This is a genomic window from Pseudotamlana agarivorans (assembly GCF_018860245.1).
Classification (GTDB): domain Bacteria; phylum Bacteroidota; class Bacteroidia; order Flavobacteriales; family Flavobacteriaceae; genus Pseudotamlana; species Pseudotamlana agarivorans_A.
The window spans coordinates 259,424-283,641 of the sequence record NZ_JAHKPD010000008.1 but is presented as its reverse complement, the minus strand read 5'-3'; the positions used below and the strand labels follow the sequence as shown (position 1 = coordinate 283,641).

Below are 24,218 nucleotides of genomic sequence, written 5' to 3'. Positions count from 1 at the left end.
GTTTTATTATTTGAATTTAAACAATGTAAACTATTATCTTTACAGTTCAACACTTACACCTATGCAACCAAAAACTATTTCAGATCTATTAACACAAAATATTGTTATACCAGAAGTTGAAATAAAAGGTTGGGTTAGAACATTTAGAGCAAACCGTTTTATTGCTTTAAACGATGGATCTACATTGAATAACATTCAATGTGTTGTGGATTTTGAAAACTTTAACGAAGCCTTGCTTAAGCGTATTACTACGGGAGCAGCTATTCATGTAAAAGGTGAACTCGTGGAAAGTCAAGGTAAAGGTCAAAAAGTTGAAATTCAAGTCTCTAAATTAGAAATTTTAGGCGATTCAGATCCTGAAACCTATCCCATTCAACCTAAAAAACACTCTTTTGAATTTTTAAGAGAAAATGCGCATTTACGTACGAGAACAAATACTTTTAGTGCCGTAATGCGTTTGCGATCTTCGCTATCATTTGCCATTCATAAATATTTTAATGAAAGTGGTTTTTACTACATGCACTCGCCAATTATTACTGGAAGTGATGCTGAAGGTGCCGGTGAAATGTTCAAGGTAAGCACACTTGATGAGAAAAACATACCACGTACCGAAGACGGCAAAGTAGATTATTCTCAAGATTTCTTCGGAAAAGAGACGAATCTAACCGTTTCTGGGCAACTAGAAGCTGAAACTTACGCCATGTCCCTGGGTAAGGTTTATACATTCGGACCTACGTTTAGAGCTGAAAACTCAAACACCTCCCGTCATTTAGCCGAATTTTGGATGATTGAACCAGAAGTGGCGTTTATGGATTTGGCTGGAAATATGGATTTGGCTGAAGACTTTATGAAATCGGTTATTAAATACATTTTAGAACACAACCGTGAAGATTTAGAGTTTTTAGATAAACGTTTACAAGACGAAGAAAAAACAAAACCTCAAGCAGAGCGTAGCGACATGTCTTTAATTGAGAAATTAAATTTTGTGACCGATAACCATTTTAAACGTGTAAGTTATACTGAAGCCATTGATATTTTACGTAACTGCAAACCAAATAAGAAAAAGAAGTTTAAATATCTTATTAACGAATGGGGAACAGATTTACAAAGTGAACATGAGCGTTTCCTTGTTGAAAAACACTTTAAATGTCCTGTAATTTTATTTGATTACCCAGCAAATATAAAAGCCTTTTACATGCGCCTTAACGACGACGGTAAAACGGTTCGAGCCATGGATATTCTTTTCCCGGGCATTGGTGAAATTGTTGGTGGAGCACAACGTGAAGAACGCTTAGATGTTTTAAAGGAAAAAATGGCTGCCATTGATATTCCTGAAGAAGAATTATGGTGGTATTTGGATTTACGTAAATTCGGGACTGCAGTTCATTCTGGGTTTGGTTTAGGTTTCGAACGTTTAGTGATGTTTGCTACTGGAATGAGCAATATTAGAGATGTGATTCCATTCCCTAGAACGCCACAAAACGCAGAATTTTAATTCATTCTCACCAACCAGCATACAACATTACTTAATTTATCAATTACCTTAAGGCCATAAAACCTATTAGGCACGAGTTTGTACTTATAATACCATTTTAGGTCTGTAATCTGGCATATGATTTGTTTCTTTTTCACCCATATTTTAATATAAAATAAAACCGTAGCTATTGCTATGCTTGAATTTTCTATATCATCTGAACAAATAATTATTCAAATTAAAAATACGGCATTATGGGCTTAAATTGGTATAATGCAAGAAAGGCCTGTATCACATCGACTAATTAAGGTAAATTAATTATTTTTGATATATGTAAACATAAATCATGCTTAAACAACATTTACAATTTAAATTATCACAAAAACTGTCACCGCAGCAGATTCAATTAATGAAATTGATTCAGTTGCCTACACAGGCGTTTGAGCAGCGTTTAAAGCAGGAATTGGAAGAAAACCCAGCCTTAGAAGGGGGTAAAGAAGAAAGTTTAAGTGATTTAGATTCCGATTTCGATAATACCTCAGATGACTATGATGACAATGAAACCATCAATACCGATGATATTAATGTTGATGATTATTTAAGTGATGACGAAATACCGGAGTACAGAACACAAGCGAACAATTACAGTAGCGACGATGAAGAAAAAACCATGCCCTATGCCGCGGGAACGTCCTTCACACAGTATTTAATTAGTCAACTAAACACCTATCGATTAACCGATGAAGAACGTGATATCGCGGAATTTTTAGTAGGAAGTGTGGATGAAAGTGGTTATATCAGGCGCGAAATTAGCGATATCATGGATGATCTGGCCTTCACTCAAAATGTTTATACGACTGAAGAAGCCATAACAAAGGTTTTAAAAATTGTACATCAACTGGATCCTTCAGGTGTTGGAGCAAGGAGCTTACAAGAATGTTTAAGTATTCAATTACACCGAAAGGATAAAACAGCAGATACCGAGTTAGCGACAGCTATCATTGATCATGCATTTGATCAGTTCACCAAAAAGCATTACAAAAAATTAATTCAGAAATTTAATATTACTGAAGAGCAGCTTAAAGGAGCGATTTCAGAAATTGAACATTTAAATCCGAAACCAGGTGGAACCTACGCTGGAAACAACCGTATTGTAGAGCATGTGGTTCCCGATTTTGCCATTAAAATTGTTGATGGTGAGCTGGAATTAACACTTAACGGAAGAAACGCTCCAGAGCTTCATGTATCCAGTGCTTATAATAACATGCTTAAAGGGTATAAAGAATCTAAGGAGAAATCTAAATCTCAGAAAGATGCTGTGATGTTCATCAAACAAAAGCTAGATGCTGCAAAATGGTTTATAGAAGCTATTAAACAACGTCAGCAAACACTTTTTGTAACCATGAGTGCCATCATGCATTATCAAGAAGATTACTTTCTAACAGGTGATGAACGCAACTTAAAACCCATGATACTAAAAGATATTGCCGATGAAATTTCTATGGACGTTTCAACGGTATCACGCGTGGCAAACAGTAAATATGTCGATACACCTTACGGTACGAAACTGATTAAAGAATTCTTTTCAGAATCGATGAAAAATGATCAAGGTGAAGACGTTTCTACTAGAGAAATTAAAAAAATATTAGAAACCGTAATCGAAGAAGAAAACAAGAAAAAACCATTAACCGATGAAACTTTAGCATCGATTTTAAAGGAGAAAGGTTACCCAATTGCGCGAAGAACAGTTGCTAAATATAGGGAGCAATTAGATATTCCAGTGGCTCGATTACGTAAAAAAATATAATGGATAAACTGTTAAAGAGTATTTCGTATATTTTTCATCCATTACTCATGCCTGTTTTAGGTGTTGTATTTTATTTCGCAAAATCCCCAAGATTTATTCCTGTTGAAATTATAACCGCAAAATTAATTTCGCTTTTAATTCTTACGGTCGTATTACCAATACTACTATTTTTTCTTCTAAAAATTATCGGTAAAGTCCAAAGTATTCATCTTACAACTGCAAAACAACGCATACTTCCTCTTGCGCTGAATTGTATCATTCTACTCTTAGTCATTAAAAAGATATTACCACCAAACCAATCCATTGAATTGTACTACTTCTTTATTGGCATTCTAATCGCCAATATGGCCTGCATGTGTCTTGCAGTATTCGGTTTCAAAGCTAGCATTCATATGATTGGCGTTAACGGACTAATCATGTTTTTTATTGCATTAAGCATCCATTATAGTATAAATATTAATGGTACTTTGGCACTAATGGCTATTATAACAGGAGCAGTAGCAACTTCAAGACTACACTTGAAAGCTCATAACAACATAGAACTCATTACAGGCGCTTTTATCGGCTTTATTCCGCAATTAATACTTGTACCTTATTGGTTGTGAAAGAAGACCTAGAGAACATAGAATATGAGTCCGATTTTTATAATACTCATATCTATATTGGTCCCATTTAATTGCGCCTTATCTGAAAAAATAGGATTCAGTAAATAATTAACATGAAAATTCCAGGTGTTATAACCCGCACTAAGCATTAAACCATACTGAAACTTATTAAAATCGCTATTATTCGTGTATCTATACTCACCTAATTCCCCTTTATAGCTGGAAGTATCACTAAACACATAACCAAACTTAAAACCGCCGTAAATGCGCCAAAACGCGTAATCAGTTGGGGTTGAAGTACGCCATCTAAATTCTATAGGAATTTCAATAAGGTGGAAAGAAAATTTGTTTTTGGAGTAAGAGCTTCCCTCATCAAGAATTTCATACTGAAAACCACCATTGCTAGCTTCGGTGACTAACAAATTATGGTTATAGGCATCGGTGGCATAGCCTAAACCTATACCAATAGCCTTATTCCTAGCTTTATTAATAGGCATATCTTTGATATAACCAACATTCAAACCCCAAGAAAAACCATTTTGCTCTAAACCATCAGGGCGGTTACTTACAAAATTATAAGTAATTCCAGCATAAAAATGATCTTCTTTATAAAGCGAATCGACTGCTTTAATAGCCACATCTTGCGCCATACAGAAGATCGAATTAAATAGCAAAAAATAAATAATAAAGATATACTTCATTAATAGAAAATCTTTGAATACAATTAAAACAATAAAGGTATTAAAAAAATAAAAGGCGTTTTGATAAAATCAAAACGCCTTTATTATAAAATTAAGAATGTAAATTAATCTCTTCCAAACACAGTACCTTTTTTGGTAGTGTAGTTTATTTTAAGCGCATTAACTTTACGTAGTTCTTGTTTAATATCTCCAATTAGTCCCATATTCGCACCTTTGTCTACTTTTAAAGCCGTAGTTAAAAATGGGATTAATTCTTCTCTTTTCGAAGCTCTTTCCGAAGCGATAAATGCAGCAATTTCTTTTACATCTGCAAACTTATCATTTAATTGAATTTTTGCTTCTGTTCCATATTGCTTGTAATTTTCACTTGGTTTTCCTGCATATATATACATAACCAAGTCCTTTTTATCTAGCTTCTCTACTTGATCTGCAAAAGGTAAATTATTCTCAATCATTAAAGTATTTTGCCTCATTACTGTGGCAACCATAAAGAAGAATAATAACATAAATACAATATCGGGTAAAGCTGCTGTATTAACCGCAGGGATTCCTCCGTCTTTTTTCTTTTTAAATTTAGACATATAGTTTAAATGTTATTTTTAATCTATTGAACTTCTGAAAGTTTTTGAGGGTAATCAAGCTTAATTTGCTCAATCTGCTCCTTCAACTTTTCTTTATTCCCTGGCCAATTTACATCATTATAATTAGCTTCCATTTCTTTAAATGGTTTACCATATAATGATTGTGCCCTTTTATCTCTTAATTCGTTATATGCTGCCACTAATTCATTCTGTACAGCGATATAAGTTTTATAAGTAGTTTCACGTTCGTTCTTTAACGAAATGATCGCTTTATCTGGATTGTCTGATGAAGCCGCATCTTTAGACCCTTCACAGTAATCACAAGATCTATCACCACCGTTGTCTAAAAATTCCTTAGCAGCTTGTCTTAAATCTTTAAGCTCCATAAGTTCATCTTCTACTAGCAATTGATCTTTCCCGTTTAAAAGAACAGTGAAAATATTTTTTTGCTTAATAATAACATCTTGTTCACTGTCTTCCATTGGAGGAAGTTTACGGTTAATACCCGAATCTGTCTCAATTGTTGTAGTTACTAAGAAAAATATTAATAGCAAGAACGCGATGTCGGCCATAGAGCCTGCATTAACTTCTGGTGATGCTCTTTTTGCCATAATTTATTTATTAAATAATTTTTTCGCTCCACCAACAAGCATCGATCCAATGGCAATAACTGCCAAAATGTAAAATGCATTTAATCCAGCGCCAACATTTTTCGATGTTGCTTCATTAACGTCTAATCCCTTATCTGTAAAAGGTGTTAAATTTAAATCTGAACCAGAAGATAAACTATAAGAAATAACAAGTACTAGCGCAAAAGCACCCACAGTCATTATTGTCTTTTTAATATTTCCTGAAAACAGACCTTTAATTACAAATAATAATACAAGGAACAATACTATACCTAACACCGTGTAGGCTATATATAGCATGTTTCCACTCATACTTAAAGCAGTCTCATCGTCTCCTGTCATAATCATTAGTGCAAAAATGGCACCAATAATAGCAAGAGCAAAAGCCACTATTTTTAATACTTTATGTAAACCCATAATTTTAGTCTTTTAAATTTGTTACTCTTACTTTTTGTGTCTGATTAATAGATCCATTAACGTAATAGAAGCATCTTCCATGTTGTTAACGATACTATCAATCTTAGCAATAATGTAATTGTAAAAAATTTGAAGTATAATCGCTACTACTAAACCAAATACAGTTGTTAAAAGTGCTACTTTAATACCACCTGCTACAAGCGAAGGTTGCATATCACCAGCTGCCTCAATTTTATCAAAGGCTTGAATCATACCAATTACCGTACCCATGAAACCAAGCATTGGTGCAAGAGCGATAAATAAAGAAATCCAAGATACATTCTTTTCTAATTGTCCCATTTGAACACCACCATAAGCTACAACAGCTTTTTCAGCAGCATCAAGACCTTCATCTGTTCTATCTAAACCTTGATAGTAGATAGATGCAACAGGACCTTTTGTGTTTCTACAAACTTCTTTAGCAGCTTCAACACCACCTGATGCTAATGCGTCCTCAACTTCTTGAGTTAATTTTTTAGTATTTGTAGTAGAAAGGTTTAAAAAGATAATTCTCTCAATAGCAATTGCTAAACCTAGAATTAAACATAATAATACGATCCCCATAAAACCAGGACCACCTTCAATAAATCTCTTTTTTAATTGTTGGTGAAACCCTAAAGTCTCAGCAGGAGCAGCATCATCTTGTGTAATTGTTGTTGCTACTGTTGTCGTAGTAGTTGTACTTGCAATTGTAGTTGCATTAGCAGTTCCAAATACCATCATTCCTGTTATGGCAAGGATAGAAAATAATCTTTTCATGTTCTAGATCTTAATTTTATTAGTTAAAGGGTTAAAGATAAAAAAAAAATGCAATTAAATAACAAAAAATCACAGCAGAGAGAAAGGGATTCGAACCCTCGATACCCTTTTGAGGTATACACACTTTCCAGGCGTGCGCCTTCGACCACTCGGCCACCTCTCTATTTATGTTACTTTAATTACGGGGATGAAATAACAAAAAAATCTTTGAACGGTAAAATTTTGAAGGTTAATTTTAAGACAATTCTCCGCGTAATGGCGTTTCATACATGGTTTTGAACAGGTTACCCGATATTTTTTGTCCTAACAAAAACATTAATTTTCCAAGAGCCGCTTCAGTTGTGATGTCTTTTCCAGAGATCACGCCAATATTTTTTAGCGCACTACTGGTTTCGTAATGCCCGAGCATAACACTTCCTCCTACACATTGTGTAATATTTATTATATGAATGCCGTTTAAAATATTTTTTGTTAAAATATTCAAAAACCATGATTCTGTAGTGCAATTACCCGCACCATAGGTCTCAATAATTACGGCTTTTAGGTCTGGAGTATTAAAAACACTTTGAATTACGGCCTCCGTAATGCCCGGATAAACCTTTATGAGTGCAATATTATTATCTAAATTCTTATGTATCTTAAGCGTTTTCTTCTCGTCTGGCTTATATAAGTACTCAGTATTTACTTTAAGATGCACACCAGATTCGGCCAAATCATGATAATTAAAGGAGGAAAATGCTAGAAAATCTTCGGCGTTTAACTTCGTTGTTCTATTGGCCCGATACAATTTGTATTCAAAATACAAACACACCTCTTTTATAAGAGGCTTACCCTCACTTTGCAATGAAGCCACCTGAATGGAGGTTATTAAATTCTCTTTGGCATCGGTTCTTAAATCTCCAATAGGCAATTGTGAACCCGTAAAGACAACAGGTTTACCTAAGTTTTCAAGCATAAAACTAAGAGCGGAAGCTGTATAACTCATAGTATCACTTCCATGAAGCACCACAAAACCATCAAAAGCATCATAATTATCTTCTATAAGCTGCGCAATTTGCACCCAACAATCGATATTCATATTACTAGAATCAATTGGTTTTTTAAAAGAAACCGTATCGATATCACAGTCCAAAAGCATTAATTCTGGTATTTGGTCTAGTAGTGTTTTAAAATCGAAAGATTTCAAGGCTCCCGTTTTAAAATCTTTCACCATACCAATCGTTCCCCCTGTATAGATTAATAAAATATTTGCTTTGGAATTATTCATTTACTATACCTTAAAAATATCAATTGAATTCTGCGTTGTAATTTCGGCTATTTCTTCTTCTGGCACATCATATATTAGCGATAGTTTTTCTAAAACCTTCAATATATAAAGACTTTCATTTCGTTTTCCACGATATGGCACTGGTGCCAAATAAGGAGAATCGGTTTCTAATACAATATGCTTTAAGTCGATTTTATTTAAAAACTGATCGATCTTTCCGTTTTTAAAGGTCACCACACCACCAATTCCTAATTTCATATTATAGGAAATGGCCTGATGCGCTTGCTCCAAGTTTCCAGTAAAACAATGAAATATACCGAATAAATCTTCCGCCTTTTCTTGCTCTAAAACTTCAAATATATCATCAAATGCTTCCCTACAATGTATTACGATTGGTAATTTATGTTTTTTTGCTAATCGGATTTGCCGTATAAATGCTTCTTTCTGCATCGCTAATGTAGATTTATCCCAGTACAAATCGATGCCAATCTCCCCTATTGCATAAAAATGACGTTTTCCCAACATATCCTCAACATGCTGCAATTCTTCGTTAAAATTTTCTTTAACATGCGTGGGATGTAAGCCCGTCATTAGAAACATATTTTCTGGAAATCGCTTTTCCAGCTGAAACATCGACTCGGTGTAATTTGAGTCTATCGCTGGAATAAAAAATCTTGAAACCCCTTGATCGATGGCTCGTTGGATCAGTTCATCACGATCTTCATCAAAAGATTCGCTATATAAATGTGTGTGTGTGTCTGTAATAATCAATTGCAAAAGTTTAAATTGAATCTCAATACTATTTCAGCAAAAATAATCGTTTTTATAGGATTATATTTGCTTAAAACAATATGTTATGGAAACGCTTCAACAATTCCTTACCAATCAAGGCTATTCAAAAGTAAAATTACACCTTACCAAAACGAATCATTTTGAAATAAAAGCCTCCATTAATGGAAAAAAGGGGCTATTTATTTTAGACACTGGTGCGTCAAGTTCTTGCGTTGGGTTTGAAGCTATAGAAACTTTCAAATTAGAAGCTGAAGATTCTTTAATTAGAGCCGCTGGAGCAGGAGCTACGAACATGGAAACCAAACTATCGAAAAAAAATAAAGTTAAAATTGGAAAATGGTCAAATAATAAGGTTGTTCTCATATTATTCAACCTTACTCATGTCAATACAGCTTTAATTAACCACAATTCAAAACCTGTCGATGGTATAATTGGGGCAGATATTTTAAAAAAAGGCAAAGCTGTTATAGACTACGAAAAGAAATACCTATATTTAAAGTTGAGTTAATAGCATAACTAAATGAAAGCTTCAATTACAATCGCCGATGACCATCCGCTCATCTTACGTGGTTTATTAGATTTTTTAAACCAGCAAGGTTATAAAATACTTGCGAGTTCAGACGACGGCCAAACCGCGTACAACCAAATATTAAAATTTAAACCAGAAATTGCCATTTTAGACATTAGCATGCCTGTTATGACTGGCTTGGATGTCGCAGAGCTGTGCCATAAAAATAAATTATCGACCAAAATTGTGCTTCTAACTTTAAATATTGATGAATATTTTTACAACAAAGCTCTAGAATACGAAGTACAGGGTTATATACTTAAAGAATTTGCCCTTGAACAAATTGATGCTTGTATTGACGAACTATCACAGGGAAAAACATATTTTAGTAAGGAAATAGACGCACATTTGGATCCCGACCATATAGATAATCAGCCTACTGAAGAAATGCGGAGTTTGACCAAATCGGAATTAAAAATTGTTAAACTTATCTCTAAGCATAAAACGAGCCAGCAAATTGCCGATCATTTATCAATTTCTGTAAGAACTGTAGATAAACACCGTAGCAATATAGTTAATAAGTTAAATTTAAGTAACAGCCCCACTTCACTTGTAATTTGGGCTTTGGGAAATAAAAGAATCCTTTTTAAACTAAAGGAATGAAATAATTATCCCACAAGATTATACACTGCAAAAATATTTTACCCTGCTTTTAACAGTTAAAAACTAACTTTTGACTTAAAATACGTAGAAGTGCGTATTTTTTTTTTCGGCTGTCTACTGTACCTTCGTATTGCTATTAATTCTTTTGAGAGAGAATTTTTTTTATTACACTCTGCATCGGATCAAAACGATGCAGAGTTTTAAAAGACATTTAATCTCAAATACTAAACAACAACTCTCATGGAAAACAGAACATTCGACAGGTATTGTATCATAGCACTTACTGTTATTGTAGTTTTCATATTAACAGTGAATATTTACGTATTTTTTGTTTAATGCTATTATCAACTAAAAATTATGAAAACGAAAAAGGGTGTTGATCTAAATCAACACCCTTTTTTATATTACTTCTTAAATTTTATTCTATAATTCTAACGCTTTTTTAACGTCATTATTCATAAGAATTTCTGTAGGGTTTTCTAAGGCTTCTTTAACAGCAACTAAGAATCCAACACTTTCTTTTCCATCAATAATTCTATGGTCGTAAGATAAGGCTACGTACATAATTGGTCTAATTTCAACCTTACCATCAATAGCAACAGGTCTTTCAACAATATTATGCATGCCTAAAATACCACTTTGAGGCGGGTTGATAATTGGTGTAGATAACATACTTCCAAATACACCACCGTTAGTGATTGTAAATGTACCGCCTGTCATTTCATCTACAGTAATTTGCCCGTCTCTAGCACGTAGTGCTAAACGTTTCACTTCTGCTTCAACACCTCTAAAACTTAAGTTTTCAGCATTTCTAATTACAGGTACCATTAATCCTTTAGGACCAGAAACCGCAATACTAATATCACAGAAATCATAAGAAAGCATTTCTTTACCATCCATCATCGAATTTACAGCAGGATACATTTCTAAAGCTCTAACCACAGCAAGAGTAAAGAAACTCATGAACCCTAATCCAACACCATGTTTTGCTTTGAAAGCCTCTTTATGCTCTGAACGTAATGCAAAAATAGGAGACATATCAACTTCGTTAAAAGTTGTTAGCATAGCCGTTGTGTTTTTAACCTCAACTAAACGCTCTGCTACTTTTCTACGTAACATAGACATCTTGCTACGGCTTGTTCCTCTAGATCCACCTGTTGGTGTTCCCATAGAAGGTACCGCTTTGATAGCGTCCTCTTTAGTAACACGACCAGCTTTACCAGTTCCAGAAACAGCACCCGCTTCTATCCCTTTTTCAGCTAATATTTTCTTAGCTGCAGGACTAGCACTTCCTGTGGCATAAGTTTTTGATTCCGTTGCAGCCTTAGGAGCCTCAGCAGCCGGAGCCGCTTCTTTTTTCTCCTCTTTTGTAGGAGCAGCACCTTCTGGTTTTTCTGCACTTGTATCAATTAAGCAAACAACAGCACCAACCTCTACAGCATCACCTTCTTCAGCCTTTAAAGTTATTATACCGCTAACTTCAGCTGGTAATTCAAGTGTTGCTTTATCACTATCTACTTCAGCAATAGCTTGATCTTTTTCAACGTAATCGCCATCTTCAACAAGCCATGTTGCAATTTCAACTTCTGTAATAGACTCCCCCGGTGAAGGGACTTTCATTTCTAAAATCATTTTTTATAATTTTAATGGTATCTTATTTTCTTTTAATCTAACTTTTTATATCAAATACAGCGTTAATTACTTGTTGCTGTCTTCTTTTATCTCTGGTACTTGAACCTGGAGCAGGTACCGAGCTATATGCTCTAGCGCAAACCTCTAATTTCACAATTTCCAAACGCTGAGCGATGTGCATCCAAGCCCCCATGTTTTTAGGTTCTTCTTGAGCCCAAACATACTTTTCTACGTTTGGATAACGTTTCAATATTGCTTCTATTTTATCAATATGTAACGGGAATAACTGCTCGATTCTTACCAAAGCAACATCTTCTGTACCTAATTCTTCTCGTTTTGCTAACAAATCGTAGTAGAATTTACCAGTACAAAGCACTATTTTCTTAACCTTATCTGGGTTAATGGTATCGTCAATAACTTCTTGGAATCCTCCTGTAGCTAATTCGCTAATTGAAGATACCGCTTTAGGGTGGCGTAGTAAACTTTTAGGTGTAAATACAACTAAAGGTTTTCTAAAATCACGTTTCATTTGACGACGTAATAAGTGGAAAAAGTTTGCAGGTGTTGTACAATCGGCAACAATCATGTTATCATTACCACATAATTGAAGGTAACGCTCTATTCTTGCAGATGAATGCTCCGAGCCTTGCCCTTCGTAACCGTGAGGTAATAAAACAACAATACCGTTTTGCGACTTCCATTTATCTTCGGCGGCCGATAAGTATTGATCGAATATAATTTGTGCACCGTTACTAAAATCTCCAAACTGTGCTTCCCAGATGGTTAATGTATTTGGGTTTGCCATGGCATAACCATAATCGAAACCTAAAACACCATATTCAGACAAGAAAGAATTGTAAATATACATTTCTCCTTTGTTCGCTGGGTTTGTATTTAATAAGTTGATGCGTTCTTCTGAAATCTCATCGCGTAAAATGGCGTGTCTATGACTAAATGTTCCACGCTCTACATCTTGACCAGATATACGTACATTGAAACCTTCTTCTAATAAACTACCGTAGGCCAAAGTTTCGGCCATACCCCAATCTAAATTATCAGTTTCAAAAACCATTTTTGCACGACCATCAAGAATACGCTCTGCTTTACGTAAAAACTTCACACCTTCTGGAACTGTAGATACAATTTTAGAAATATCTTTTAATTTATCTTGAGCATAAGCTGTATCTGCAGGTTCTAACATCGCATCGACACCACGACGCACAAAACCTGTCCAACGCTCCATCATAAACTCACGTACCTTAGAAGAGTCGTCTTCTTTAGATTGTGTATATGCTGTTTCAAGCGTTTCTTTAAATTCGGCAACAATTTGTGCAGAATAATCTTTATCAATTGTATTCTCGGCAACTAACTTATCCGCATAAATTTTAAATGGATTAGCATGCTTTGAAATATGCTTATATAATTTAGGCTGTGTAAACCTTGGCTCATCACCTTCGTTATGCCCATATTTTCTATAGCCTAACAAATCGATATAAACATCTTTTTTGTAACGCATTCTGTATTCTAAAGCCAATTCAACTGCGTGAACTACTGCTTCAGCATCATCAGAGTTAACGTGTAATACTGGAGACAACGTTACTTTAGCCACATCTGTACAGTACGTACTTGAACGTGCATCTAAATAATTGGTTGTAAACCCAACTTGGTTATTTACTACAATATGAATAGTTCCACCTGTTTTATAACCATTAAGCTGACTCATTTGAGCCACCTCGTATACCACACCTTGACCAGCAACTGCAGCATCACCATGTACTATAATTGGTATAATTTTAGAATCATCACCACCATAATCATTATCGATTTTTGCTCTAGTAATCCCTTCCGCCACCGGCGCAACAGTTTCTAGGTGCGATGGGTTAGGCACTAAATTCATCTTGATAGTTTTACCATTTTGGTAGGTTTTATCAAGTGTTAATCCTAAGTGATATTTCACATCACCATCGATATATTCGTCTTCAAAATCTTTACCATCAAACTCACTAAAAAGCTCGTTCATTGGTTTTCTAAAAATATTTACCAAAGTACTTAAACGACCACGGTGAGCCATTCCTAATACACATTCTTTAACATCGTATTTTTTAGAAGCATAGAATAGCACGTTACTAATTGCAGGAATTAGAGACTCGCCACCTTCTAAAGAAAAACGTTTTTGACCAACATACTTTGTTTGTAAAAAATTCTCAAAAGTGACCGCTTGGTTTAACTTCGAAAGAATATACTTTTTAGTACCGGCCGAGAATGTTGGGTGATTATCATTTTTGTTTAATTGATCTTGCCACCACTTAATTACCTCTGGGTTTCTTAAGTACATGTACTCCACACCAATAGATTCGCAATAAATATTATTAAGATGCTTAACGATATCTCTTAATGTTTTTGGACCAACACCTAAAACTTCGCCTGCATTAAAAAGCGTATCTAAATCACTATCTGAAAGATCAAAATTACTTAACTCTAATGTTGGCGTATAGCTTCGTCTGTCGCGAACTGGGTTTGTTTTAGTAAACAAATGCCCGCGCATTCTATAGCCATCAATTAGTCTTAACACATTAAATTCCTTCTGTACGTGTTCAGGTATTTGAGTTGAAACGCCTTCTATAATCTCGCCATCTAAGTCATAGTTTTCAGCGCCAAAATCGTAACCTTGAAAAAAGGCTCTCCAACTAGGCTCTACGCTATCTGGGTTCTCTAAATACTGATTATATAAGTCGGAAAAATACGCTGTGTGTGCAGCGTTTAAAAAAGAATATTTATCCATTGTTAGTATTAATCTCCTGTAGTTTTTTCAAAAAAATATTTCTCAAAAATACAACTTTTAGTAAAATTAGATGATTCTTTGACTATATTTATAGCTGTTCATCATCATTTAACGAATATGATTAGAATCTTGTTAATTTATTAAAGAAATATGATTTTAAATAATACTTTATTCCGTATCTCTAAAAAGACCACTTTTATATTGGTTGTTTTTTCTTGCTGTTTTATAAATATTCATGCACAACAATCGAAAGCTGAATTTTGGAACCATGTGAACTTTGGAGGAAACTTAGGTCTTAGTTTTGGAAGCGAATTTTTTAGCGGAACTATTGCGCCTAGTGCCATTTACCAGTTTAACGAACAGTTTGCACTTGGTTTAGGACTGAATGTCACATTTAATAGTCAAAAAGACTATTACAAATCGACCATCCTTGGAGGCAGCCTAATAGGCTTATACAACGTTATTCCTCAAGTTCAAATTTCGGCAGAATTTGAACAACTCAATGTGGATAGAAATTATGATTCCAGATTTAATTTCGACGACGAAAACTATTGGGTTTCTGCATTATACTTAGGCGCAGGTTACCGCACCAGAAATATCACCTTTGGCATTCGATACGATGTTTTATACAATGATAGAGATAGTATATATTACAGCCCATGGTCGCCGTTTTTTAGAGTTTACTTTTAAGCACAAATTATTCACCTAGTATATTCAACCAAAAAATAATCTACACCATCATCTTGAACGCTTTTTAAAAACGAGCACAAGCATGATTTATATCATAAATATTTGCAAAAAATCAAGTTATTTTTGTTTGCGAAAATTCTATTTATGAAGAAGACTCTAAAAATTTCTACGCTTGCATTAATCGCTCTACTTATAAGTTGCGATGGAGGTGAAGAAAAAAAGAAACCTGGTTTTTCTTATGAAAACACGCAATCAATCGAATTAAACGCTTCCGCGGAAGCAAAAGATGTCCCGCCTTCGAAAACAATTGATTTAAACAACAAAGGCATTGGCCCAATTACCTCCTTAACTTTAGATGACACGATAGATACAAAGCTTGCAAAGCAAGGTGAAAACCTGTTTAAAAACACGTGTACGGCATGCCACAGACCCGACAAGAAATTCATCGGTCCTGCTCCAAAAGACATCTTAACCAGAAGAACACCAGAATGGGTTATGAACCTTATTTTGAATCCAAACAACATGGTTAAAAACGACCCATTAGCAAAAGCTTTGTTAGAAGAACATCACGGCTCACCTATGCCTATTCAAATAACATCGGAAGACGAGGCAAGAGCACTTTTAGAATATTTTAGAACGCTATAATTTATTTTTAAACTTTCAATTTAACTTGTTAAGACTAGCTTATAATCAATTTTGAAATCATAAATATTACAACCTTATAATTTTTACATACTACCTTTTTGCCTACAAAAAAACGCGAAGCATCTGCTTCGCGTTTTTAATATTATATTATGAACTGAAATTTAATCGGCTAAAATAATCGCCTTATTATCTTTCATTTCAAGTGTTCCAGATTTAATTTCAATCAATAACACTTTATTATCTACCATATGAGGTTTTACATCGGGATGTAACTTATCATAATCTAAATGCAGTTCAGAATGTACTCTTATTTTCACTGTTCCAGCAGTTAGTAATGACACTATTGGCGCATGATTTTTCAACATTTGAAACTCACCTTCCACTCCTGGTACGGTTACAGAATCAACTTCTGAACTAAAAAAAGTAGCTTCTGGCGACACAATTTCTAAATACATAATTTATATAGTTGTTTGTTATTGGTTGTTGGTTATGCGCTGTTAGTAAATCTAAGAACCAACAACTACAAACCATTAACTAATTTATGCCTCTGCAAGCATTTTATCTCCAGCTTCAATAGCTTCTTCAATCGTTCCTTTAAGGTTAAATGCTGCTTCTGGTAAGTGATCTAATTCACCATCCATAATCATGTTAAACCCTTTAATAGTTTCTTTAATATCCACTAATACACCTGGAATCCCGGTAAACTGTTCTGCCACGTGGAAAGGTTGAGATAAGAAACGTTGTACACGTCTTGCTCTACCTACGGCTAATTTATCTTCTTCAGATAATTCTTCCATACCAAGAATCGCGATAATATCTTGTAATTCTTTATAACGTTGTAATAACTCTTTTACACGTTGTGCACAAGCATAATGATCTTTACCTAAAATATCAGCTGTTAAAATTCTTGAAGTAGAATCTAATGGATCTACCGCTGGGTAAATACCAAGCTCAGCAATTTTACGAGATAATACGGTTGTGGCATCTAAGTGGGCGAAAGTTGTTGCTGGTGCTGGATCGGTTAAATCATCTGCAGGTACATAAACCGCTTGCACCGAAGTAATAGAACCTCTTTTAGTTGAAGTAATACGCTCTTGCATCGCACCCATCTCTGTTGCTAATGTTGGTTGGTAACCTACTGCAGAAGGCATACGTCCTAATAATGCAGATACCTCAGAACCAGCTTGAGTAAAACGGAAGATATTATCTACGAAGAATAATACATCTTTCCCTTGACCTTCACCAGCACCATCACGGAAATATTCAGCAATAGTTAAACCAGATAATGCTACACGAGCACGAGCTCCAGGAGGCTCATTCATTTGTCCGAATACGAAAGTTGCTTTCGATTCTTTCATTTTAGACTTATCTACTTTAGATAAATCCCATCCACCATCTTCCATAGAATGCATGAAATCGTCTCCATAACGGATAATTCCTGATTCTAACATCTCTCTTAAAAGGTCATTTCCTTCACGAGTTCTTTCTCCAACTCCAGCAAAAACTGAAAGTCCACCGTGACCTTTTGCTATATTGTTAATCAACTCCTGAATTAATACTGTTTTACCTACACCGGCACCACCAAATAATCCAATCTTACCACCTTTTGCATAAGGCTCGATAAGGTCAATCACTTTAATACCTGTAAATAAAACTTCTGTAGAAGTTGATAAATCTTCAAATTTAGGCGCTTGACGGTGAATTGGCAACCCAGCTTCTCCAGCTTTAGGTAAATCTCCAAGACCATCAATAGCATCTCCAATTACATTAAATAAACGTCCGTAAACATCATCACCAATTGGCATTTGAATAGGAGACCCCGTTGCAACAACTTCAGCTCCTCTACTTAAACCATCAGACGAGTCCATTGCTATAGTACGTACTGTATCTTCACCAATGTGAGACTGTACTTCTAATACTAATATAGAACCATCGGTTCTATTAATTTCTAATGAATCGTAAATTTTTGGAAGTTCTGATTCCGACGCGAATTGAACATCGATAACCGGACCTACTATTTGTGCAACTTTACCTGTAACTTTAGACATTACTTATTTGTTTAATATTATGCGACTTAATTGGTTGAAAACTCTTTTGGTTTTCGCGCTGCAAAGATATATTTTTTAATTTAAAAAGAAAGTTGTTTTTCTTGCTTTTTTGGAATGAAAATAACAGCCTTATTTTGAATACCTTATTATAGTACCATTCCATCCTAATATTTGCTAAATTAGACTTGGTTTTTTAGGCAGAAAACAAGAAACCCCGCAAATATTAATTTACAGGGTTTCTTTATATTTTAAAGGATATAACCTACGAAAGGTTAATCACACGATATTATAAACTAGCGTTAATCCAAGTCCAAGCAGAGATATCTAAAGCTACCGCATCTTTACCAGAATTAAGCGTGTACTCCGTTGATGAACCAGCTATCAATGTAGCATCTGCATCTGCTCCATTAATTTGCACGTTAGATAAAGCACCATTATCAGCCATATCTAAATCTGAAGCATACCCAGATAAATGAAGACCAGTTATAGTACCACCAGATAATTTTTTAAACTGTAAAGCTTTACCTCCAACGGTAGAAATTGCAGTAATGTTAGTAAATGTTGGGTTTCCATTATCTTTATCACCTTCAAAAACTGTAGAGAAACCAGCAACTGTATGCTTGATGTAAGCGTTAGTAACCGAGCCACTCCATCCTTCAGTCCAATCGATAGAATCATCATCATTATTTTCTAAGTATAAGTTTGAAGCAGAAACTGTTCCACCGAAAAACTCAACACCATCATCAGATCCATTGATTACAGAAATGTTTTCAATTGTTGTTCCAGAACCAACAGCATAAAGAGATAAACCATTGTATTGAGACTCCGAGTTAATTTGAGCTCCTGTACCTTTTAAAACTAAATATTTAATAGATCCTGAATTATCATCACTAATAGTTCCTCCGTATTCGAAACCACCAACTTCAGCTTCAGCGTTAACACCTGCAGAAGTTATAGATTTACCACAAATTGTTAAACCACCCCAGTCACCACCTTGGCCAGCGGAAGAAGCAATCACAACAGGGTTAAGTGCAGTACCTTGTATATCGATTTCACCACCCATTAATACAGCGATGTAAACTCCAGTACCACCATCACGAGCAGTAATTTTTGTTCCAGCAGGGATTGTTAATTTACCACCATCTTGTACGATGTAAGATGAATTAAGCACATACTTTACAGAAGCATCTAAAGTAACATCTCCTGTTACAGCGCCTTGCAAAACGCTGGTTTCAAAAGACACATCTGAATCTACCCAGTTAAAAGAATTAACATCAACAGTTGGAACAACAGAAGCATCAAGTGCATAGTAATAAGTGTCATCATTAGCTGAATTTGAAATTTCAACAGGCGTTAATCCGTCAGCGAAAATGATGTTTTTACTTGGGTCAACCCCATCGGCCATATCTAAATCTATATCGTAACCACTTAAAGATAATCCTGTAATAGTACCACCTGATTCTTTTTTAAATTGTAAAGCTTTACCTCCTACTGTAGAAATTGCAGTAATATTAGTAAATGTAGGTTTACCGTTATTTTTATCCCCTTCAAAAGCCGTAGAGAAACCTACTTTAGTATGTAAAATGTATGCGTTTGTTACATTACCACTCCACTCTTCAGTCCAGTCGATAGAATCATCGTCATTGTCTTCTAAATAAAGATTAGTTACAGAAACAGATCCTCCAAAAAACTCAACACCATCATCTGCACCATTAATTACAGCAAGGTTTTCAACGATAGTTCCAGAACCTACACCGTAGAAAGACACCCCGTTATATTGAGATTCAGAGTTAATTTGAGCTCCAGTACCAACAATTTGTAAGTAGTTAATCGCACCAGAACTATCAGAATCGTTAGTTCCACCATATTTAAAACCACCAACTTCAGCTTCAGCATCAACACCCGCAGATGTAAGCGCGTTACCACAAATAGTTAAACCACCCCAATCTCCAGGATCACCACTAATTGAAGACATTACAACAGGATTATTAACATTACCATTAATGTATATTTCTCCATCTTTTAAAACGGCGATATAGACATCTGACCCACCGTTATCAGCAAGAATTTTAGTTCCAGCAGGAATATTTAAAACTGCATCTTTATCAATAATAAACTGACCAGTTAAGCTATAAACAACTGAAGGGTCTAAAGAATAAGTTTCTTTAAGCGTTCCATTAAGTATACCACTTTCTAAGTTTACAATCACATTCTCGTCTCCTTTTACAATTGGTTCTGGATCGTCAGAACTACAACTTGTTAAGTTAACAGCAGCTACTAAGGCTACTAAACTAAATAATTTTACAGTTAATTTTTTCATTTTTAATTCTTATTATTTATTGAAATTTTTTGTTTGATTTCCTCTGCAAAGAACTACGTTTTCTGTTGTTCTAGCTTTAATAGAATATTAAACATAAGTTACCAATACCGGTAAAAAACACCGCTTTTGTTATCTAAAGGTTAACTTGTATATTACAAACCACAAGTCACTAGAATCTAATTAACTAATGCCCAATCAATAAAAAAACCCTAAGAAAAAATCTTAGGGTTTAGTACATCATTTATGTTTTTGAATACCTTAGAAAGTAAGTGCTAAACTTAAACTTAATAAACTACCATTTCTATACGAGCTTACTACTTCGTTTGTTTCAATGCCAGTAGCTAAGTTTCTCACTTTTTGAGTTTGCTCTATTTTAGGATTTAATAAGTTTCTACCAACAAACTTTAATTGTAAGTTTTCGGTAAGTTCTTTGGTCATTACTAAATCTAAAGTAAAAAAGCCTTTTTCAATAATTTCATCATTATATAGTACATCACTATTATTAAAATCTTCAGGCGCTCCTAAGGCAAATATTTTATCTGAAGAATAATTTCCCGTAACGGTAGCGATAAATTCTCTTTCAGTTAAACTATTGAAACTTAAAGAACCATTTAAGATTAAATCTGAAGCACCTTGTAAACCAGTTTCAGTAACATCTTTATATTGATAGTTTTCAAATAAATCTTGATTGAACCACATTTTAGTAATGTTCGTATTGAAATTTAGAATCGCTTCATCTTCGTCATTTTCAATTAAATTTAAACGCGTTTCAATTTCAAAACCTAAAACATCAGCTTTTTCTCCTGTGTTCGAAAATTGGAAGATCCCTGCCGAACCACGAGTTAATGCTAAATTGATTGGGTTTTTAATATTCTTATAGAATGCTGTTGCAGAAAGCACCTCTCCAGATTTTGGAAAGAACTCCCATTTTAAATCTGCATTAAAAACTTCAGATTTTTCTAAATTAGGATCACCACGTGTTACACGACCTGTAGGCGACACATACTCGAAAGGAGACAATTCTTTAAACTCTGGTAATGTTTGCGTTAAACTACTCGCAAAACGTAAAAAGTTTTTATCGCTTAACTCATATTTTAAGTTTGCACTTGGGTAAATGCTGTTGTAATCCTTTTTTACAGAACCAACACGACCCACATAGTTTGCTACATCCCATAGCACATTAATTTCATCTCTTTCATAACGTACACCAAGGTTTCCAGAAAACTTTTTATTCAATCCAAAATCCACATTAGCATATCCAGCTAACACCGTTAAATCTGCATCATATCTATCCGGATCACTATCCCTTAGCACAAGTCCGTTTTGAAAATTCGCATCAGTAAACGTTTGAGAAAAATCATCTATTGTTGGCACCTGAAAACCACGCGCTCTTACACCTACAAACTTTGAACTAAAAACACGTTCCTTTCTTCTAAAATTGGCGCCTAAATTTAATTTATACCCACGGCTGTCATCTTCATCTAATTTACCAAAAGCGATTTGATCCTTTAAATACGCATTATACTCAGTATCTTCAATTTTCTGACTTGATTTTCGCTGTTGAAAATCACCAACGTGTGCATATTGCACATAATCTGTACTCACATTATCGGTTTCAGGACTATAAATATTAGCTTCATTTCTAACTCTGTTTGGCTCTTCTGCAAGTACATAGTTATAACCTCCTGCCCATTCTAATTTATTAGTTTCACTAATTTTATGAGTACCGTGAAGTTGATTTACAAGTAAAATGGTTTGTTTAAAGTTTTGATCTCTTACAAAAGCCTGCTTTTCCTTAGGATCTTGATCGAACACATAGCCTTCTCCGTTTCTACCTTGTTCGTAAACATTATCTGAACTTTTATTAACCGCTAAACTGGTTACTTTTATACGGTGATCGTTGTTAAGTTTCAATCCAATATTTAAATATCCTGTTGAATTTGTTCTAGTCGTAAAGTTTTCAACATCATTAAAACTATTATCTAGTACATTAGATCTATATGTTTTAAAAATTCCACTTTGATATTCGTAAGCTTTTGAGTGAGAACCACCAGCAAAGAATGATAATGCTTTTCCGAAGACATTAACTTTAGTACCGCCACCCAATCTAAAACTATAATTATTAGTGTTATCTTGAACTAGAGGATCCCAACCTTGCTTTGTAATTAAATCAACTGTAGCATACTGTTTAGTATGGAAACCAAATTTAACATCGTCTGAAGCTACACTTCTTTTAAAGTTACCATCTAATCCTAATACATTCGTATTATAACTAGAACGAAAACGTGCAGATATTGTTTTTTTAGAATATTCCTTCGAATTTACATCAATATTTCCAGAAGTTTGATCGGCATAACTTGAAGTATCGTAAGTTTTACTAATCCCTACATTTTCGATAACATTTGTAGAAAACAAATCTAAGTTGATATTTTTATTATTAACATCATCAGATGGAATTGGCAGGCCATTCATAGTGGTTGATAAATAACGATCTCCTAAACCTCTAATGTAAATCTCACCAGAACCTTCACTTTGTGTAACTCCAGAGATTTTAGTTGTTGCCGCAGCAGCATCAGACACCCCAATTTTAGATAGTCGTTCTGCTCCAATACTTTCTTTAATAACAACCGCTTTCTTCTGCTCCAGCAATAAAGCCGATTCACTTTCTCGTTTTGTAGTGGTTGTAATAACAACCTCATCTAAAGATGCGGCGCTAGCATTCATTGCCACATTAATTTCTTCAGTTTTACCACTTGTAATAGTTACTTCAATTTGTTGCGTTTCGTATCCAACAAAACTATACAGTAAAGTATAGGTTCCTGGCTCCATGTTATCGAAGTAATAAAGTCCATCAAAATCTGAAGTCGTTCCTATTGTAGTGCCCTTAATTAATACGTTAGCGAATGCAAGCGGTTCGTTGTTGTATTCTTTATCGGTTAATTTGCCTTTAACCGAACCGGTGTTTTGCGCAAATGCAAATGCCGATGTCATGATTGTAAATAATACTATTAATTTTTTCATTGTTTTTGTCATAATTTCACGCTGCAAAGAAACCATAGGACTTTAATTCTAGTGTTACCACATGATTAAAGAACGGTAACAAAAGTGTTATGATACCGTTATCTCAAAATGAAAAACCAAGCATTATTGGTTACATTAATTTAACATTGAAAATAATTTGAAAAAAATAATCACAAAAAAAAAGCTGCTTTCGTTAAACCGAAAGCAGCTTTTAATATATGTCATCTAAAGAAGTTTATACTAAGTTAGATTTTTCCCTCAATCTAATTTACTTGTTGCTAACCACTGCTGTTTCATTATTATCAGCACTTGCATATACCGAAGCTAAATCATCTAATGAAATCGTGCTCGCACCTAAATACAATTCTAAAACTTCATTTTTTGAAGCTTCTACTTGCACTTCAGATGTTTTCGTTTCATAACCAATAAAACTATAAACCAATGTGTACGTTCCTTCCTTTAGGTTATCGAATTTAAAAAAACCTTGCTCATCCGATAACACCTCAGTTCCTGTTTCCTTTACTAGAACCTTAGCATATAACAAGGGAGCGTTCTCGGCTTCTAAATCTAATAAGTTACCACTTATAGAACCTGCGTTTTGAGCAATCCCAAAAGCAGTGAAAAAAAACATAAAAATATAAATATATTGTTTCATTATTTCTGTCTGATAATATTTTGCAAAGTAACGACACAACTTGAAGTTCCATGTTACCAAATGATTAATCGTTTATGATTAAAATGTTACCCTAATGTTAAGGCCTTATTTTAGTTTAAGTTTGAAGAACACATTTACAAGCTCATTTTTTTAATGAAAATAAGTATCTTGCCCTCACTTTTA

21 protein-coding genes and 1 tRNA gene are annotated in these 24,218 nt (G+C 34.4%); 7 read left to right on the top strand and 15 right to left on the bottom strand.

From position 1 onward, the window contains the following. Window positions 1-61 precede the first annotated feature (61 nt). The 3 genes from asnS (at window position 62) to KO493_RS04010 (ending at window position 3,886) form a co-directional block, all read left to right on the top strand. Window positions 62-1,495: an asparagine--tRNA ligase gene (gene asnS, locus KO493_RS04020; RefSeq protein WP_216066657.1), complete on the top strand. Its 1,434-nt coding sequence runs from the start codon at window positions 62-64 to the stop codon at window positions 1,493-1,495. Window positions 1,496-1,820: 325 nt separating this feature from the next. Next, window positions 1,821-3,281: an RNA polymerase factor sigma-54 gene (gene rpoN / locus KO493_RS04015; protein ID WP_216066656.1), complete on the top strand. Its 1,461-nt coding sequence runs from the start codon at window positions 1,821-1,823 to the stop codon at window positions 3,279-3,281. Then, entirely contained in the window at window positions 3,281-3,886 is a 606-nt protein-coding gene (locus KO493_RS04010) for a hypothetical protein (protein ID WP_216066655.1), read from the top strand. The genes rpoN and KO493_RS04010 overlap by 1 nt, the downstream gene beginning before the upstream one ends. Before the next feature lie 8 nt (window positions 3,887-3,894). Here the strand turns inward: KO493_RS04010 and KO493_RS04005 are convergent, their stop codons facing one another. The 8 genes from KO493_RS04005 to KO493_RS03970 all read right to left on the bottom strand — a co-directional run bounded on the left by KO493_RS04005 (window position 3,895) and on the right by KO493_RS03970 (window position 9,050). Then, window positions 3,895-4,587 (bottom strand): porin family protein, encoded by a 693-nt coding sequence (locus KO493_RS04005; protein ID WP_216066654.1) that lies wholly within the window; start codon window positions 4,585-4,587, stop codon window positions 3,895-3,897. 104 nt (window positions 4,588-4,691) lie between these two features. Continuing rightward, window positions 4,692-5,168 (bottom strand): ExbD/TolR family protein, encoded by a 477-nt coding sequence (locus KO493_RS04000; RefSeq protein ID WP_216066653.1) that lies wholly within the window; start codon window positions 5,166-5,168, stop codon window positions 4,692-4,694. 23 nt (window positions 5,169-5,191) lie between these two features. Then, window positions 5,192-5,779, bottom strand: a complete 588-nt coding sequence (locus KO493_RS03995) for an ExbD/TolR family protein (RefSeq protein ID WP_216066652.1) — start codon at window positions 5,777-5,779, stop codon at window positions 5,192-5,194. A gap of 3 nt (window positions 5,780-5,782) precedes the next feature. After that, window positions 5,783-6,214 (bottom strand): hypothetical protein, encoded by a 432-nt coding sequence (locus KO493_RS03990; RefSeq protein ID WP_216066651.1) that lies wholly within the window; start codon window positions 6,212-6,214, stop codon window positions 5,783-5,785. A 27-nt stretch (window positions 6,215-6,241) separates the two neighbouring features. Beyond that, a complete protein-coding gene (locus tag KO493_RS03985) occupies window positions 6,242-7,012 on the bottom strand; it encodes a MotA/TolQ/ExbB proton channel family protein (RefSeq protein WP_216066650.1) in 771 nt (256 codons plus the stop codon). A 75-nt stretch (window positions 7,013-7,087) separates the two neighbouring features. Further along, window positions 7,088-7,175: transfer RNA gene (locus tag KO493_RS03980), tRNA-Ser, on the bottom strand. A gap of 72 nt (window positions 7,176-7,247) precedes the next feature. Continuing rightward, complete coding sequence (locus tag KO493_RS03975; protein WP_216066649.1) at window positions 7,248-8,279, bottom strand: asparaginase; 1,032 nt, start codon at window positions 8,277-8,279, stop codon at window positions 7,248-7,250. Between the two features lie 3 nt (window positions 8,280-8,282). Next, window positions 8,283-9,050: a TatD family hydrolase gene (locus KO493_RS03970; protein WP_216066648.1), complete on the bottom strand. Its 768-nt coding sequence runs from the start codon at window positions 9,048-9,050 to the stop codon at window positions 8,283-8,285. 85 nt (window positions 9,051-9,135) lie between these two features. On the opposite strand from KO493_RS03970, the gene KO493_RS03965 reads away from it, so the two are divergent. Beyond that, window positions 9,136-9,579, top strand: coding sequence for a retropepsin-like aspartic protease family protein (locus tag KO493_RS03965; RefSeq protein ID WP_216066647.1), 444 nt, complete (start codon window positions 9,136-9,138; stop codon window positions 9,577-9,579). Window positions 9,580-9,591: 12 nt separating this feature from the next. Continuing rightward, the gene (locus KO493_RS03960; protein ID WP_216066646.1) at window positions 9,592-10,242 is read left to right on the top strand and encodes a response regulator; all 651 of its coding nucleotides are present in this window, start codon (window positions 9,592-9,594) and stop codon (window positions 10,240-10,242) included. A 423-nt stretch (window positions 10,243-10,665) separates the two neighbouring features. Here the strand turns inward: KO493_RS03960 and odhB are convergent, their stop codons facing one another. Both odhB and KO493_RS03950 read right to left on the bottom strand, forming a co-directional pair. After that, window positions 10,666-11,874 (bottom strand): 2-oxoglutarate dehydrogenase complex dihydrolipoyllysine-residue succinyltransferase, encoded by a 1,209-nt coding sequence (gene odhB, locus KO493_RS03955; protein ID WP_216066645.1) that lies wholly within the window; start codon window positions 11,872-11,874, stop codon window positions 10,666-10,668. Window positions 11,875-11,911: 37 nt separating this feature from the next. Further along, complete coding sequence (locus KO493_RS03950; RefSeq protein ID WP_216066644.1) at window positions 11,912-14,656, bottom strand: 2-oxoglutarate dehydrogenase E1 component; 2,745 nt, start codon at window positions 14,654-14,656, stop codon at window positions 11,912-11,914. A gap of 150 nt (window positions 14,657-14,806) precedes the next feature. Between KO493_RS03950 and KO493_RS03945 the strand changes: the two genes are divergently transcribed. Together KO493_RS03945 and KO493_RS03940 are read left to right on the top strand one after the other, a co-directional pair. Continuing rightward, window positions 14,807-15,346 (top strand): alpha-ketoglutarate decarboxylase, encoded by a 540-nt coding sequence (locus KO493_RS03945; RefSeq protein ID WP_252723149.1) that lies wholly within the window; start codon window positions 14,807-14,809, stop codon window positions 15,344-15,346. A gap of 144 nt (window positions 15,347-15,490) precedes the next feature. Then, the gene (locus KO493_RS03940; RefSeq protein WP_216066643.1) at window positions 15,491-15,991 is read left to right on the top strand and encodes a c-type cytochrome; all 501 of its coding nucleotides are present in this window, start codon (window positions 15,491-15,493) and stop codon (window positions 15,989-15,991) included. Window positions 15,992-16,152: 161 nt separating this feature from the next. Here KO493_RS03940 and KO493_RS03935 read toward each other — a convergent pair whose 3' ends face one another. The 5 genes from KO493_RS03935 to KO493_RS03915 form a co-directional block, all read right to left on the bottom strand. Then, window positions 16,153-16,446, bottom strand: coding sequence for a FoF1 ATP synthase subunit delta/epsilon (locus tag KO493_RS03935; RefSeq protein WP_216066642.1), 294 nt, complete (start codon window positions 16,444-16,446; stop codon window positions 16,153-16,155). A gap of 84 nt (window positions 16,447-16,530) precedes the next feature. Then, window positions 16,531-18,039 carry a F0F1 ATP synthase subunit beta gene (gene atpD / locus KO493_RS03930; RefSeq protein ID WP_216066641.1) on the bottom strand — a complete coding sequence of 503 codons (1,509 nt, stop codon included), beginning with the start codon at window positions 18,037-18,039 and terminating at the stop codon, window positions 16,531-16,533. Window positions 18,040-18,325: 286 nt separating this feature from the next. Continuing rightward, window positions 18,326-20,359 (bottom strand): hypothetical protein, encoded by a 2,034-nt coding sequence (locus tag KO493_RS03925; RefSeq protein WP_216066640.1) that lies wholly within the window; start codon window positions 20,357-20,359, stop codon window positions 18,326-18,328. Window positions 20,360-20,617: 258 nt separating this feature from the next. After that, window positions 20,618-23,380, bottom strand: coding sequence for a TonB-dependent receptor (locus KO493_RS03920; protein WP_216066639.1), 2,763 nt, complete (start codon window positions 23,378-23,380; stop codon window positions 20,618-20,620). Window positions 23,381-23,648: 268 nt separating this feature from the next. Then, window positions 23,649-24,035, bottom strand: a complete 387-nt coding sequence (locus KO493_RS03915; protein WP_216066638.1) for a carboxypeptidase-like regulatory domain-containing protein — start codon at window positions 24,033-24,035, stop codon at window positions 23,649-23,651. Between the last annotated feature and the right edge of the window lie 183 nt (window positions 24,036-24,218).